Annotated in this window: 16 protein-coding genes, 3 tRNA genes and 1 pseudogene; 6 read left to right on the forward strand and 14 right to left on the reverse strand. The window is 71.3% G+C overall.

Features of this window, described 5'->3' with window-relative positions; all coding sequences use genetic code 11:
* The first annotated feature begins 192 nt into the window (after positions 1-192).
* Complete coding sequence (locus AB0447_RS00385; protein ID WP_366474150.1) at positions 193-1212, forward strand: adenosine deaminase; 1020 nt, start codon at positions 193-195, stop codon at positions 1210-1212.
* On the opposite strand, the gene AB0447_RS00390 is transcribed toward AB0447_RS00385, so the two are convergent.
* The 10 genes from AB0447_RS00390 to AB0447_RS00435 form a co-directional block, all read right to left on the reverse strand.
* Positions 1202-1573: a hypothetical protein gene (locus tag AB0447_RS00390; RefSeq protein WP_366474151.1), complete on the reverse strand. Its 372-nt coding sequence runs from the start codon at positions 1571-1573 to the stop codon at positions 1202-1204. The two genes, AB0447_RS00385 and AB0447_RS00390, sit on opposite strands and share 11 nt — an antisense overlap.
* Positions 1574-1618: 45 nt before the next feature.
* Positions 1619-2674: a UDP-N-acetylmuramate dehydrogenase gene (locus tag AB0447_RS00395; protein ID WP_366474152.1), complete on the reverse strand. Its 1056-nt coding sequence runs from the start codon at positions 2672-2674 to the stop codon at positions 1619-1621.
* A gap of 66 nt (positions 2675-2740) precedes the next feature.
* Positions 2741-3139 carry a DUF3291 domain-containing protein gene (locus AB0447_RS00400; protein WP_366474153.1) on the reverse strand — a complete coding sequence of 133 codons (399 nt, stop codon included), beginning with the start codon at positions 3137-3139 and terminating at the stop codon, positions 2741-2743.
* Positions 3140-3237: 98 nt separating this feature from the next.
* Positions 3238-4797, reverse strand: coding sequence for an MFS transporter (locus AB0447_RS00405; RefSeq protein WP_366474652.1), 1560 nt, complete (start codon positions 4795-4797; stop codon positions 3238-3240).
* Between the two features lie 94 nt (positions 4798-4891).
* Positions 4892-5461, reverse strand: a complete 570-nt coding sequence (locus tag AB0447_RS00410) for a helix-turn-helix domain-containing protein (RefSeq protein ID WP_366474154.1) — start codon at positions 5459-5461, stop codon at positions 4892-4894.
* A 213-nt stretch (positions 5462-5674) separates the two neighbouring features.
* Positions 5675-6103 (reverse strand): MaoC family dehydratase, encoded by a 429-nt coding sequence (locus tag AB0447_RS00415; protein ID WP_366474155.1) that lies wholly within the window; start codon positions 6101-6103, stop codon positions 5675-5677.
* 1 nt (position 6104) lies between these two features.
* Positions 6105-6557, reverse strand: a complete 453-nt coding sequence (locus AB0447_RS00420; protein ID WP_366474157.1) for a MaoC family dehydratase N-terminal domain-containing protein — start codon at positions 6555-6557, stop codon at positions 6105-6107.
* A gap of 119 nt (positions 6558-6676) precedes the next feature.
* Complete coding sequence (gene rpmG, locus AB0447_RS00425; protein WP_003956487.1) at positions 6677-6841, reverse strand: 50S ribosomal protein L33; 165 nt, start codon at positions 6839-6841, stop codon at positions 6677-6679.
* An 89-nt stretch (positions 6842-6930) separates the two neighbouring features.
* Positions 6931-7003, reverse strand: a tRNA-Met gene (locus tag AB0447_RS00430).
* A 48-nt stretch (positions 7004-7051) separates the two neighbouring features.
* Positions 7052-7124 (reverse strand) — tRNA-Thr (locus AB0447_RS00435).
* Positions 7125-7375: 251 nt separating this feature from the next.
* Here AB0447_RS00435 and AB0447_RS00440 point away from each other — a divergent pair.
* Positions 7376-8626, forward strand: coding sequence for an amidohydrolase family protein (locus tag AB0447_RS00440; protein WP_366474158.1), 1251 nt, complete (start codon positions 7376-7378; stop codon positions 8624-8626).
* Between the two features lie 43 nt (positions 8627-8669).
* Entirely contained in the window at positions 8670-9326 is a 657-nt protein-coding gene (locus AB0447_RS00445; protein WP_366474159.1) for an SDR family oxidoreductase, read from the forward strand.
* 12 nt (positions 9327-9338) lie between these two features.
* Here the strand turns inward: AB0447_RS00445 and AB0447_RS00450 are convergent, their stop codons facing one another.
* Together AB0447_RS00450 and AB0447_RS00455 are read right to left on the reverse strand one after the other, a co-directional pair.
* Positions 9339-9776, reverse strand: coding sequence for a DUF3574 domain-containing protein (locus AB0447_RS00450; protein ID WP_366474160.1), 438 nt, complete (start codon positions 9774-9776; stop codon positions 9339-9341).
* Between the two features lie 107 nt (positions 9777-9883).
* Positions 9884-9965, reverse strand: a tRNA-Tyr gene (locus tag AB0447_RS00455).
* A 202-nt stretch (positions 9966-10167) separates the two neighbouring features.
* On the opposite strand from AB0447_RS00455, the gene AB0447_RS00460 reads away from it, so the two are divergent.
* The 3 genes and pseudogenes from AB0447_RS00460 to AB0447_RS00470 all read left to right on the forward strand — a co-directional run bounded on the left by AB0447_RS00460 (position 10168) and on the right by AB0447_RS00470 (position 12495).
* Entirely contained in the window at positions 10168-10656 is a 489-nt protein-coding gene (locus AB0447_RS00460; protein WP_366474161.1) for a YajQ family cyclic di-GMP-binding protein, read from the forward strand.
* Positions 10657-10863: 207 nt separating this feature from the next.
* Positions 10864-11219 (forward strand): annotated as a pseudogene (locus tag AB0447_RS00465) (SulP family inorganic anion transporter); the annotation flags it as partial.
* Positions 11220-11229: 10 nt separating this feature from the next.
* Positions 11230-12495: an APC family permease gene (locus tag AB0447_RS00470; protein ID WP_366474162.1), complete on the forward strand. Its 1266-nt coding sequence runs from the start codon at positions 11230-11232 to the stop codon at positions 12493-12495.
* 302 nt (positions 12496-12797) lie between these two features.
* On the opposite strand, the gene AB0447_RS00475 is transcribed toward AB0447_RS00470, so the two are convergent.
* Entirely contained in the window at positions 12798-13190 is a 393-nt protein-coding gene (locus tag AB0447_RS00475; protein ID WP_366474163.1) for a YccF domain-containing protein, read from the reverse strand.
* Complete coding sequence (gene htpX / locus AB0447_RS00480) at positions 13187-14050, reverse strand: zinc metalloprotease HtpX (RefSeq protein WP_366474164.1); 864 nt, start codon at positions 14048-14050, stop codon at positions 13187-13189. Before htpX ends, AB0447_RS00475 begins: the two co-directional genes overlap by 4 nt.
* Between the last annotated feature and the right edge of the window lie 118 nt (positions 14051-14168).

The raw sequence follows: 14168 nt of genomic DNA on the forward strand, positions 1-14168 counted from the left end.
CCCGCCGGCGTTTGAGGCGCGGGGTCCGGGGCGGAGCCCCGCAGGGTCCGGGGCGGAGCCCCGGTTCGGGAAGGGGCGGGGTGGGGAAGAGCCCCGCGCAGCGGCCCACCCCACCCCCGGATTCACGTTCGGGCAAGGTCCCGTTCAGGGAATGGGCTGCCCAACGGGTGACGCGTACGGCAGGATCACCAGATGGAGCACGTACGCGACCTATCGCTTCTGCCGAAAGCCCACCTGCACCTCCACTTCACCGGCTCGATGCGCCCGTCGACCCTGCTGGAGCTCGCCGACAAGTACGGCGTACGGCTGCCCGACGCCCTGACCGCCGGGGAACCGCCCAAGCTGCGTGCCACCGACGAACGCGGCTGGTTCCGCTTCCAGCGGCTGTACGACGCCGCGCGCTCGTGTCTGCGGGAGCCGGACGACATCCGGCGGCTGGTCCGGGAGGCCGCCGAAGAGGACGTCCGCGACGGCAGCGGCTGGCTGGAGATCCAGGTCGACCCCACCTCGTACGCGCCGCACCTCGGCGGGCTGATCCCCGCCGTGGAGGTGATCCTGGACGCGGTGGAGTCCGCCTCCCGGGACACCGGCCTCGGCATGCGCGTGCTGATCGCCGCGAACCGCATGAAGCACCCGCTGGACGCCCGCACCCTTGCCCGGCTCGCGGTGCGCTACGCCGACCGCGGGGTGGTGGGCTTCGGCCTCTCCAACGACGAGCGGCGCGGCATGGCCCGCGATTTCGACCGTGCCTTCGCCATCGCCCGCGAGGGCGGCCTCCTCGCGGCCCCGCACGGCGGCGAGCTGACGGGCCCGTCGTCCGTCCGCGACTGCCTCGACGATCTGCACGCCTCCCGCATCGGGCACGGCGTACGGGCGGCCGAGGACCCGCGGCTGCTCAGGCGGCTCGCGGACCGGCAGATCACCTGCGAGGTGTGCCCGGCCTCCAATGTGGCGCTGGGGGTGTACGAGAAGCCGGAGGACGTTCCGCTGCGCACCCTGTTCGAGGCGGGGGTGCCGATGGCGCTGGGCGCCGACGACCCGCTGCTGTTCGGGTCGCGGCTGGCCGCCCAGTACGAGATCGCGCGCCGGCACCACGGGTTCACGGACGCGGAGCTGGCGGAGCTGGCCCGGCAGTCGGTGCGGGGTTCGGCGGCGCCGGAGGACGTCCGGGCCAAGCTGCTGGCCGGCATCGGCCACTGGCTCAGCGGGTGAGGCGCAGGTCGCCTTCCCAGCAGTCGGCGCGGACGCGGTCGCCGTCGGCGAAGCCGATCTCCAGCAGGGTGCGGCCGGTCACCGGGTCGGCGAACTCGGCGACGGCGGCGACGGTGTCCCCCAGATGGCGCAGGAAGGGGTGGTCGCCGAGGTCCTCGCCGACCTCGATCCGGCCCCACTCCCCCATGTCGTACGGCTCGTGGGGTTCGGCGCATTCGACGATCAGGCACCAGTCGGAGCCGGTGCTGATCCGGGTGGACTCGCCCTCGCTGTCGATCAGCCAGACGTCCAGGGGCGCCTCGGAGCGTTCGCCGTCATAGAGGTGCCAGGACGCGACGATTCTGCTGATCGTGCGTCCCACCAGGCGGGTGGGGTCCGTTCCGGCCCCGTGCAGGGGACACCGCATTCAGATGCTGACGCCTACCGTCACCGGCTCGTTGATCAGGGTGACGCCGAACGCCGCGTGGACGCCGGCGACGACCTCGCGGGCGAGGGCGAGCAGGTCCTCGGTGGTGGCTTCGCCCCGGTTGGTGAGGGCGAGGGTGTGCTTGGTGGAGATCCGGGCCGGGCCGGTGCCGTAGCCCTTGGTGAAACCGGCCTTGTCGATCAGCCAGGCCGCGCTGGTCTTCATACGGCCGTCGCCGGCGGGGTACGCGGGCGGGACGGTGTCGGCGCCGAGCCGTTCCTGGACGCGGGCGAGGAAGGCCGCGTACGCCTGGTCGGTCAGGATCGGGTTGGTGAAGAAGGAGCCGGCGGACCAGGTGTCGTGGTCGGCGGGGTCGAGGACCATGCCCTTGCCGGCGCGCAGGCGGAGCACGGTCTCGCGGGCGGTGGCGGCCGGGACCCGGTCGCCGGCCTCGACGCCGAGGGCGCGGGCGGTCTCGGGGTACTTGATCGGCGCGGAGAGGCCTCCCGCGTCTTCCAGGGCGAAGCGGACGCGGAGGACCACGTACCGGTCGGGCTGGTCCTTGAAGGTGCTGTGGCGGTACGAGAAGGCGCACTCGGCGTTGCCGAGGGTGACCGTTTCGCCGCGGGTGCGGTCGTAGGCGACGACCTCGGTGATGGTGCTGGAGACTTCCTGGCCATACGCGCCGACGTTCTGGATCGGGGTGGCACCGGCGGAGCCAGGGATTCCGGCGAGGCATTCGATGCCCGCGAGGCCGGCCTCGACGGTGCGGGCGACGGCTTCGCTCCAGTTCTCGCCGGCGGCGAGCTCCAGGGTGCTGCCGGCCAGGGTGAATCCGGTGGTGGCGATGCGCAGGGCGGTGCCCTCGAAGCCGTTGTCGCCGATGACCAGGTTGCTGCCGCCGCCGATGACCAGGAGGGGGGTGCCGCTCTCGTCCGCGGCACGGACGGCGGCGACGACCTCGGCGTCGGTGGTCGCGGTGACCAGGCGGGTCGCCGGGCCGCCGAGGCGGAAGGTGGTCAGCGGGGCGAGGGGGGCGTCGTGGAGTTCCTGCACGGGGACAAGAGTACGGTCCGTGCCCCCGCCTTCCCGGCGGGGCCACGGACCGCAGCGTCCCGGCATTCAGTGGGCGGGCTTCTGTGCGGCGAGCCGCCGCTCGGCCTCGTCCCAGGTCACGGGCAGGTCGGAGGCGGTCGCTGACCAGAAGGTGAAGGCCGATTCCTTCATGTAGGCGGCGGCCGCGCGGGAGCTGGTGCGGTGCGGCTCGCTGCGGGCGAAGCGGTAGAGGGCGTCGCGGTCCTGCCAGGCGGAGAGGGTCAGGAAGGTGCGGGATCCGAGGCGGGCCCGGAGGGCGGCGCCGTGGGCTCCGGGGGCGGTGCGGATCTGGCGGATGATGCCGGGCGACCGGAGGAAGAACCTGATCGCGCCGAGCAGGGATTCGGTCTCGAAGCGGGAGGCCATCACATAGACCTCGGCGTCGGGGGCGGGAGCGGTGGGAGTGATCCAGGGGATGTCGGGCATGGTCGTACTCCTTTCGGTTTCGGTGGGGGGGTGGGCCGGGCCGGTTCCCCGCGTGCCGGGGATGATTCGGCCGGTCGGTCGGTCGGCCGGTCCGGGTCTCAGGCGGGGAGCTTGGCCGGGGCGGCGGTGACACCGGTCGTGTCGAGGGCGCCGGTCGGGCCGGTGGCCGGCACCTCGGTGGCGGTCGGGTCGGTGGCGGTCGGGTCGGTGTCGGTCGGCTCGGTGTCGGTCGGCTCGCCGGCGGCTGTGCGGCGGCCGGGGATCAGCAGGGCGAGCAGGGCAGCGACGCCGACCGCGGCCGCGCCGATCCACAGGGCGGGGACGGTGCCGTCGGTGAAGGCCTGCGGGGACTCGTAACCGCCGGCCGCGGAGAAGACGGAGGCCAGGACCGCGACGCCGAGGGCGCCGCCGACCTCGCGGAGGGCGTTGTTGGCGCCCGAGGCGACACCCTGCTCGGCGGGGCGGACGGTGGACATCACCACGTTGGCGGCCGGGGCGAAGTACAGGGCCATGCCGATGCCGCTGAGGATCAGGGCGGGGAGCTGAGCCGCGTACGACACGTCGGAGGTGAGGACGAGGGCGAACCAGGCCAGGCCGAGGGCCTGGAAGCCGAGGCCGGCGGCGACGACCGGGCGGCCGCCGATCCGGTCGGAGAGGATGCCGGCGAAGGGGGCGACGACCATGGGCATGGCGGTCCAGGGCAGGATGCGCAGGCCGGACTCGGTGGGCGAGTAGCCGAGCACGCCCTGCATGAACTGGCTCAGCAGGAAGATCGAGCCGAACATGCCGAGGTACATCAGCAGGCTGGCGAAGTTGATGCCGAAGAAGCCGCGGTTGCGGAAGAGCCGCATGGGGAGCATGGCGTTGGCGTTGCGGAAGCCGTGGTGCACGAAGCCCGCGATGAGGGCGCTGCCGGCGATCAGGCTGGTGAGGACGGGTGCGCTGGTCCAGCCGTCGGCGTGGGCGTTGACCAGGCCGTAGACGATGCCGAAGAGGCCGCCGCTGATGAGCAGGGTGCCGGGGATGTCGAGGCGGGCGCCGGGGGCGGTGGACTCGGCGAGGCGCATGCGGGCGAGCGGGATCAGCGCGAGGCCTATCGGGACGTTGAGCCAGAAGATCCACTGCCAGGAGATGTGCTCGGTGAGGCTGCCGCCGATGAGCGGGCCGCTGGCGACGGCGAGGCCGGTGACGGCGCCGTAGATCCCGAGTGCCATGCCGCGGCGGGCGGCCGGGACGGCGGCGGTGAGCAGGGTGAGGGTGAGCGGCATCATGATCGCGGCGCCGACGCCCTGGACGGCGCGGGCGGCGATCAGCGCGTCGATGCCGGGAGAGAGGGCCGCCGCGGCGGAGGCTCCGGTGAAGATCGTGAGGCCTGCGATGAAGAGCCGCCGGCGGCCGAAGCGGTCGCCGAGCGCGGCGCCGAACATGAGCAGGACGGCGAAGGTGAGGGTGTAGGCGTTCACCGTCCATTCGAGGTCTTCCAGCTTGCCGCCGAGGTCCCCGCGGATGGCGGGGAGGGCGGTGGTGACGACGAGGTTGTCCAGGGCGGCCATGAAACTGGCGACGCCGGTGAGGACGAGGGCCCAGAGGGCCGGGCCGCGGAGCGTGGTGTCCCGGGACGTCCGGGGCTGCGGGGTGTGCTGTGTGTCCGGTTGGATCTCTTGCTGGTTCACGATTTCCCCCTGAGCGTTGTTAGTTATTGCTGACTAACTTTCGTGGGCAAAAAGATGCGCCGGGCAGGAGCGCACCGGATCAGATCTCCAGACGGCCGGTGATCCGGGCCGAGGGGTACAGGCCTTCCCAGACCCGGTGCCCGGGCGGGAATCCCATGGCGGCGAGGGTGTTGATGAGCATCCCGTACGCCATGAAGGTGGTGGATTCCTTCACGTCGGCACCGAGGGGCAGGTGGACGGTGTCCCAGAGCCGCAGCCAGCCGGCGCGGACGAGCTCGCCGAGCTCGTGGTCGCCGGCCGCCTCGGCGGCGGACACGGTGACGTACGTCTGGAGCTGCATCTGCAGCTTGTCCGGGTCCTCGACGATCAGCTTCGTATAGGCGTTGGCCATGGCATGCAGGGCCTCTTCGCCGTGCAGGCCTTCCGCGGCCTCGGCGAAGACGCGCCGGGTCTCCTCCATGCAGCGGTCGGCCGCAGCGAGGAAGATCGCCTGCTTGTTGGGGAAGAGGCGGAACAGGTACGGCTGCGAGACCCCGACACGCTTGGCGATCGCCTCGGTGGAGGTCCCGTGGTAGCCGCCGCGGGCGAACTCGTGCATCGCCGCGCGGATGACGCTCTCGCGTCGCTCCTCTGCGCTCATCCTTGCCATGACCTCAAGTTAGTGCTCAATCACTAACTCTGTCAAGAGGGAATCGGCGCCCCCATCCGGCCTGGCCGGGTGGGGGCGCCGCTCCGCCGCAAAGGCGGCAGATCGGGCATGGTCAGGCCGGGTCTGGTCACCTAGTCAGGCCTGGTCTGGTCTGGTCAGGCCGGGCCTGGTCACCTAGTCAGGCCTGGCCTGGTCTGGTCAGGCCTGGTCTGGTCAGGCCAGGCGCACGACGGCCCGGGACATGCCGAGGACCTTCTGCCCGGCGCTCATCGCCGTCAGGTCCACCCGCACCCGGTTGTCCTCCAGCAGCGCCGCGACCTTCGCGCTGACCTCGATCAGCGCGCCCTGGTCGTCGTTGGGCACCACGACGGGCTTGGTGAACCGCACGCCGTACTCGACGACCGCGCCCGGGTCGCCCACCCAGTCGGTGACCACCCGGATCGCCTCGGCCATGGTGAACATGCCGTGCGCGATGACGTCGGGGAGGCCGACCTCCTTGGCGAACTTCTCGTTCCAGTGGATCGGGTTGAAGTCACCGGACGCACCCGCGTACTGGACGAGAGTGGCGCGGGTCACGGGGAAGGACTGGGCCGGCAGCTCGGTGCCGACCTCGACGTCCGCGTACCGGATCTGTGCGGTCATCTCAGGCCTCCTCGGCGGCGCGGGAGACGAGCTTCGTCCACGCCGTCACCACGTGCTCGCCGGTCTCGTCGTGAACCTCGCCCCGGATGTCGAGGATGTCGTTGCCCGCGAGGGACTTGATCGCCTCGATGGTGGAGGTGACGGAGAGCCGGTCACCGGCGCGCACCGGGCGGGAGTAGGCGAACTTCTGGTCCCCGTGCACCACGCGGCTGTAGTCCAGACCGAGCTGCGGGTCCTCGATGACCTTGCCCGCCGCCTTGAACGTGATGGCGAACACAAAGGTCGGCGGGGCGATCACATCGAGGTGGCCGAGCGCCTTGGCGACTTCGGTATCCGTGTAGGCGGGATTGGTGTCGCCCACCGATTCGGCGAATTCGCGGATCTTCTCCCGGCCGACCTCGTACGGATCGGTGGGCGGATAGGTCCGCCCCACGAAGGACTGGTCGAGCGCCATGGCTCACTACCTCCTGTTGAGAACGACACAAGGGCGGCACCATCGGAAACGACACGAGGCCGCCCCCTCGGAAGGGGACGACCTCATGACGGTGCCTGTGTACGAGACTTCGCCAGTGGTTAGCGGGTCTCGCGGTGCGCGGTGTGCGAGTTGCAGCGCGGGCAGTGCTTCTTCATCTCAAGACGGTCCGGGTTGTTACGCCGGTTCTTCTTGGTGATGTAGTTCCGCTCCTTGCACTCCACGCAGGCCAGCGTGATCTTCGGGCGGACGTCGGTGGCAGCCACGTGAGTGCTCCTTGGACGGACTATTGGACGGATGAACGCATAAAAGAGTAGCCGATCGGGAGACCGACCCCGCAATCGGCTACTGTGTGTAGCGGCGACCGGACTTGAACCGGTGACACAGCGATTATGAGCCGCTTGCTCTACCGACTGAGCTACGCCGCTTTGATGTGATCGTTTCCCCACCCGTGGGTGGGGAACCTCTCTCACCAGAGCCCCAATGCGGAATCGAACCGCAGACCTTCTCCTTACCATGGAGACGCTCTACCGACTGAGCTATTGGGGCGAGCAGGGAAGACATTACACGGCCTCCCGGCGATCGCCCAAATCCTTTGGCCCAGGGGCCTCCGGCGGGGGTTTCCCCCCGGGTCCGAGGTGGCATGAGGGGCTCCTGCGACGGGTGCGCCGTCGAGGCGCGACACCGGTACGACTATTCGGCTCTTCCGTGAAGCGGGCAGCCCTGCGCCCTAGGCTCTGAGCACGCTGCGTGATCTTGGGCCGTGGCCCAGGAACCGCCCGAGCCACCGCAGGAGCGCGATGCCCGACAGCCACGCACACGGACACGGTGCCGCGCACGGATCCGCCGCCGAACCGACCACGCTGCTGCTCGCCGGGGCCCGTCTCACGGACGGCCGGACGGTGGACGTCCGGCTCAGCGGCGGCCGGATCCAGGCGGTCGGCACGGCCGGCAGCCTGCCCGCCCCCGGGCCCTCCCGGGTGGACCTCAGCGGCTATCTGCTGCTGCCCGCCCCCGCGGAGCCGCACGCCCACGGGGACACCGCGCTGACGGCCGACGCCGAAGGACCCGTCCCGTACACCGCCGACGAGGTGCAGCGGCGGGCCACCGAGTCGGCCCTGCTCCAGCTCGGCCACGGCGCCACCGCCGTCCGCTCGCACGTCCGGATCGGCGACGTGCACGGACTGGCCCCCATGGAGGCGGTCCTGCAGGCCCGCCGCTCCCTGCGCGGCCTGACCGACCTCACCGCGGTGGCGGTCCCCCGCCTGCTGACCGGAGTGGCCGGCGCGGACGGGCTGGCCATGCTCCGGGACGCGGTGAAGATGGGCGCCGCGGTGGTCGGCGGCTGCCCCGACCTGGACCCGGACCCGACCGGGTTCATCGAGGCCGTGCTGGAGCTGGCCGCCGAGCACGGCTGCCCGGTCGACCTGCACACCGACGGAGACGACCCGGCCCGGCTGGCCCGGCTGGCGGCCATGGCCGGCGGCCTCCGCCCCGGGGTCACCATCGGCCCCTGCGGCGGCCTCTCCCGCCTCCCCCTCGACGTGGCCGCCCGCGCCGCCGACCAACTGGCCGCGGCCGGCGTACGGGTGACCTCCCTGCCGCAGGGTGACTGCGCGGCCCTGGAACGCCGGGGCCTGCGGACCGCTCCGGTCCGGCTGCTGCGCGCGGCCGGGGTCCGGGTCGCGGCCGGCAGCGGGGCACTCCGCGACGCCGGCAACCCGGTCGGCCGCGGAGACCCGCTGGAAGCCGCCTACCTGCTCGCCTCCCAGGGCGGGCTGCGGCCGGCCGAGGCGTACGAGACGGTCAGCGCGGCGGCCCGGTCGGCGATGGGGCTGCCCGAGATCCGGGTGGAGGCCGGGTTCCCGGCGGAACTGCTCGCCGTACGCGGGGACGGGATCGCAGGGGTCCTGTCCCTGGCCTACAGCCGGATCGTGATCCACCGCGGCCGGGTGGTGGCCCGTACCAGCGCGGTCCGGGAGTACTGCGACTCGGCGGTGGCGGTGGCCCTGGACCTCCCCCGGCAGGGCCGTATGGAGCCAGGCCCCTGAGTGTTCGCGGGCGGGCGGGGGCGGCTCGTCGTACGGTCGTGGCATGCGCATCGTCATCGCGGGTGGACACGGTCAGATCGCGCTGCGGCTGGAGCGGCTGCTCACCGCGCGCGGATACGAGGTCGCGGGCATCATCCGGGACCCGGAACAGGGCGACGACCTCCGGGAGGCCGGCGCCGAACCGGTGCTGTGCGACCTGGAGTCGGCCTCGGTGGAGCGGGTCGCGGCAGTCCTCCAGGGCGCGGAGGCGGCCGTGTTCGCGGCGGGCGCGGGACCGGGCAGCGGGGTCGCACGCAAGGACACCGTGGACCGGGCCGCGGCCGTGCTGTTCACGGACGCGGCCGAACGGGCCCGGGTACGCCGCTTCCTGATGGTCTCTTCGATGGGCGCCGACGCCCGGCATCCCGGTGACGAGGTGTTCGACGCCTACCTGCGCGCGAAGGGCGAGGCGGACGATCACCTCCGCACCCGACTCGGACTGGAGTGGACCATCCTGCGCCCGGGCTCCCTGACGGACGAGCCGGGGACCGGCCGGGTCCGCATGGAGGCGCACACCGGCCGGGGCTCGATCCCGCGCGACGACGTCGCGGCGGTCCTGGCCGAACTCGTCGACACCCCGGCGACGGCCGGCCTGACCCTGGAACTGGTCTCGGGCACCACCCCGGTGGACGTCGCCGTGAAGGGTGTGGCCGGCAACTGAACCGGCGGTCCGTCAGAAGTCCACGGTCACCTGGTCGTCCGACCGGCCGACGGAGTCCTGCCGGAACTGGTGCTGGTAGGCGCGCCGGATCCGCTCGATGCGCGCGTCGCGCTCTTCGGCGGCCTTCTCCGGGTACAGCAGGATCAGCTCGTAGGACGTCTCCCGCACGATCCGCCCGTCCTGCCCCTGCCACTGCCCGTAGCCGTCCTGCAGGGTCAGCCCCTCCGGGAAGCCCGGGGTGACCTCCCGGTCGAGGAACCGCATGAACTCGGGCTTCCCGACCTCTCCCCCGCCGGGCCGCTGCGCCCCGAAATAGAGCCGCGTCTCCACATAGGGCTCACCGCTGCCGGTGTCCAGCGCCGCCCCGACCAGAGCCGGCACCCCGGCGGCCAGCAGGGCGCCCAGCACCCCGCTGCTGACTTTGCCTCGTGTCTCAGATGTCCATTTCACGCGTGGACAACGACCGGCCCGGCCCGACGATGCGCCTGGGGCCCAAGCCCATGCGAGAAGACCCCCGCCTCTGCGTTTCCGCAGATGAACGGGGGTCTCACTTCGCGTGGCGGCGCCAGGATTCGAACCTGGGTAGGCTAAGCCGACGGATTTACAGTCCGCTCCCATTGGCCACTCGGGCACACCGCCATGGGATGTCGCCGTTGAGTCCGCTTTTCGGCGGCGCTCTCTGGCAACGACGTAAACGATACCTGATGCCGGAGGGTGCTTCGCCACCGGATTGATCAGCGCTTGTGGTGGGCGTGGTGGCTAGGCTTTGCCGTGCGGAGCGGGGATGTCCGGTCCGCGCCCCCCTGGGCACATCGCAGCCGACTTCAAGGAGCCACAGCACATGGCCGACTCCAGTTTCGACATCGTCTCGAAGGTCGAGCGGCAGGAGGTCGACAACGCCCTCAACCAGGCCGCCAAGGAGCTCTCGCAGCGTTACGACTTCAAGGGCACGGGCGCCACCATCGCCTGGTCCGGCGAGAAGATCCTGATGGAGGCGAACTCCGAGGAGCGGGTCAAGGCCGTCCTCGACGTCTTCGAGACCAAGCTGGTCAAGCGCGGGATCTCGCTGAAGGCGCTGGACGCCGGCGAGCCGCAGCTGTCCGGCAAGGAGTACAAGATCTTCGCGTCGATCGAGGAGGGCATCTCCCAGGAGAACGCCAAGAAGGTCGCGAAGATCATCCGTGACGAGGGCCCCAAGGGCGTCAAGGCCCAGGTCCAGGGCGAGGAGCTGCGCGTCAGCTCCAAGAGCCGCGACGACCTCCAGGCCGTGCAGGCCCTCCTCAAGGGCAAGGAACTGGACTTCGCTATTCAGTTCGTGAACTACCGCTAAAGGTCGGCGCTCGCCGGTCGTGTGCAGCGCGTAAGCGGTGTGCGCTCCTTTGTGGGCCCCCTGTGGTCACTATGCGTGGGCTGGTGCGCCCACCACGCTGGGTGACAACCATGACCGTGTGGGCAGGGGGCTTTCGCATGACTCAGGCCGGCACGTTCCGCAAAGACTTCGGGGTATCCGTTGTCGTCGCGCTGGTCGCGCTGCCCCTCTGTGGTGCTGCTGGTGACGGCGGGTGCGATCGTGGCCACCAACCTCTTCGAGGGGGTGCTGGTGGGGCTGAGCCTGGCCGTGGCCAAGGCGGCCTGGGAGACCTCACACGTGCACATCGAGCAGGTGTGGGAGGGGACGTCCTGTGTGTCCGGGTCGCGGGCAATGCCAGTTTTCTGCGGCTGCCGAAGCTGCCGGACGTGCTCGACGCCCTGCCCGGCGACCGGTCCGTACGTCTCGACCTCAGCGGGCTGCGCCATTTGGACCACGCCTGTCTGACCGCTCTCGACGGCTGGGAGCGGCAGCGGGCCGCTGCCCGCGTACCCGGGCGGGAGGGCGCCATCGAACCCGGCTAGGGTCCGCCGCATGGAGCAGGAGCTGAAGCGCACTTTGGGGGTGTCCGACGCGGTCGTGGTCGGGCTGGGGGCCATGGTCGGGGCGGGCATCTTCGCCGCCTTCGGTCCGGCGGCCCGGGCCGCGGGCACCGGCGGCGCCCTGCTGGCGGCACTGGGGGTGGCCGCGGTCGTGGCCTACTGCAATGCACATTCCTCGGCTCGGCTGGCCGCCCGTTATCCCGCCTCCGGTGGGACCTACGTGTACGGGCGGGAGCGGCTGGGGCCCTTCTGGGGGTATCTGGCGGGCTGGGCCTTCGTGGTGGGCAAGACCGCATCCTGTGCGGCGATGGCCCTGACCGTGGGGGCGTACCTGTGGCCCGGTCAGGCGCAGTCGGTGGCCGTGGCGGCGGTGGTGGCGCTGACCGCGGCGAATTACGGGGGCGTGCAGAAGTCGGCCCGGATCGCCCGGGTGATCGTGGCGGTGGTGCTGGCCGTGCTGGCGGGGGTGGTGGTGGCCTGCCTGAGTTCCGGAGCAGCTGATTCCGCCCGATTGTGGGCGGCTGGCGGAACGGGTGGCTCCGGCGGGCCGGGCGGGCTGCTGCAGGCGGCCGGGCTGCTGTTCTTCGCGTTCGCGGGCTATGCGCGGATCACCACCCTGGGCGAGGAGGTGCGGGATCCGGCGCGGACGATCCCGCGGGCGGTGCCGCTGGCGCTGGGGATCACGCTGGTGGTGTACGCGGCGGTGGCGGCGGCCGTGCTGTCGGTGCTGGGCGCGGAGGGGCTGGCGGGGGCGACCGCTCCGCTGGCCGACGCGGTCAGGGCGGCCGGGCGGCCCGGGCTGGCGCCGGTCGTCCAGGCGGGCGCGGCGCTGGCGGCGCTGGGCTCGCTGCTGGCGCTGGTGCTGGGGGTGTCGCGCACCGCCCTGGCGATGGCACGGGACGGCCATCTCCCCCGCACGCTGGCGGCCGTACATCCCCGGAATCAGGTTCCGCACCATGCGGAACTCGCAGTGGGTGCGGTGGTGGCGGTGCTGGCCGCGACCGTGGACCTGCGGGGCGCGATCGGCTTCTCCTCCTTCGGAGTGCTGGTCTACTACGCGATCGCGAACGCCTCTGCCTGGACGCTGGGTTCACACGATTCAGGTGTCAAGGGACGGGCCGTGGCAGCGGCAGGGCTGGCCGGCTGTGTGGTGCTCGCCTGCGCGCTGCCGCTCGCCTCGGTGGTCGCGGGCGCGGGCGTGCTGGCGCTGGGCGTGCTGGTATATCTGGTGCGGGGGCGGCTCAGGCGCGGGATCTGAAGCAGGGTATGCCCTCGGCCCGGCCCATCTCGGCTGTGGGCAGCGGGGCCGCGAGGGGACCCTTCTGCCCCTGAGGGAAGTTGGGCACGCGGGTGGCGACTTGCTCCGGCAACTGCTCGGTCTCGTTCATGACTTCATGGTGGACCACCCAGCCGACACCCCGCCCGGCCTGTGGACAACTCAGTCGAGGACCATCGCGACCCGGCGTTCCCGCAGCAGATGGAGGATCTCCACGAAGGCCGCAGGCGTGTGGATGAGCGTTTGAACGCCCGGGCAGCGGCGGGCCACTCGGGCCCCCGGTGTCACCGGGAGGCGAAGGGTGCGTCCGTGCGGACGATTTCGCGCCCCAGGGGGAGCAGGGAGATCGGGATCATCTTGAAGTTGGCGATGCCGAACGGGATGCCGATGATCGTCACGCACAGGGCGATGCCGGTCACGATGTGACCCAGGGCCAGCCACCAGCCCGCCAGGACGAGCCAGAGGACGTTGCCCACGCAGGACGGGGCGCCCGCGTCGCGGCGTTCCACCGTGGTGTAGCCGAAGGGCCAGAGCGCGTAGAGGGCGATCCGGAAGGCGGCTATGCCGAAGGGGATGCCGATGATCGTGATGCAGAGGATGAGGCCGGCCAGGCAGTAGCCCAGGAACAGCCAGAATCCGCTGAGCACGAGCCATATGAGGTTCAGGATGGTTTTCACTGGCTGCGGCCTGCCATCTGTTCGAGCCGGGCGATGCGCTCGGCCATGGGCGGGTGGGTGGAGAACATCTTGGAGAGGCCCTGGCCCGGCCGGAAGGGGTTGGCGATCATCATGTGGCTCGCGGTTTCCAGGCGGGGCTCGGGCGGCAGCGGGAGCTGTTTGGTGCCGGCGTCGAGTTTGCGCAGGGCGCTGGCCAGGGCCAGGGGGTCGCCGGTGAGCTGGGCGCCCGAGGCATCGGCCTCGTACTCGCGGGAGCGGCTGATGGCCAGCTGGATCACGGACGCGGCGAGCGGGCCCAGAATCATGATCAGCAGCATGCCGAGCAGGCCGGGGCCCTCGTCGTCGTTGGACCGGCCGACCGGGATCAGCCAGGCGAAGTTCACCAGGAACATGATCACGGAGGCCAGGGCTCCGGCGACCGAGGAGATCAGGATGTCGCGGTTGTAGACGTGGCTCAGCTCATGCCCGATGACTCCGCGGAGCTCCCGCTCGTCGAGGATGCGGAGGATGCCCTCCGTGCAGCAGACGGCGGCGTTGCGCGGGTTGCGGCCGGTCGCGAAGGCGTTCGGCGCCTCGGTCGGTGAGATGTAGAGCCGGGGCATCGGCTGGCGCGCGGACGTGGAGAGTTCGCGCACCATCCGGTAGAGCTCGGGCGCTTCGAACTCGCTCACCGGGCGGGCGCGCATCGCGCGTAGAGCCAGCTTGTCGCTGTTCCAGTACGCGTACGCGTTGGTGCCCAGGGCGATGAACACGGCCACGATCAGGCCGGTGCGCCCGAAGAAGCTTCCGATGACGATGATCAGTGCAGACAGACCGCCGAGGAGTACGGCGGTCTTGAGCCCGTTGTGCCGGCGGTGCACGGTACGCCCTCCAGGTGGTGCGGCAGGGGAGCCCGTCATGGTTCTGAGGGTCTACGGTCCAGTGGACCCTCCCTGCCTGGTCAACGCCAGGCGAGGGCGGCGGGTTCCCGGGCCTGCC

This window comes from Streptomyces sp. NPDC051211 (genome assembly GCF_040689505.1).
Taxonomy (GTDB): Bacteria; Actinomycetota; Actinomycetes; order Streptomycetales; family Streptomycetaceae; genus Streptomyces.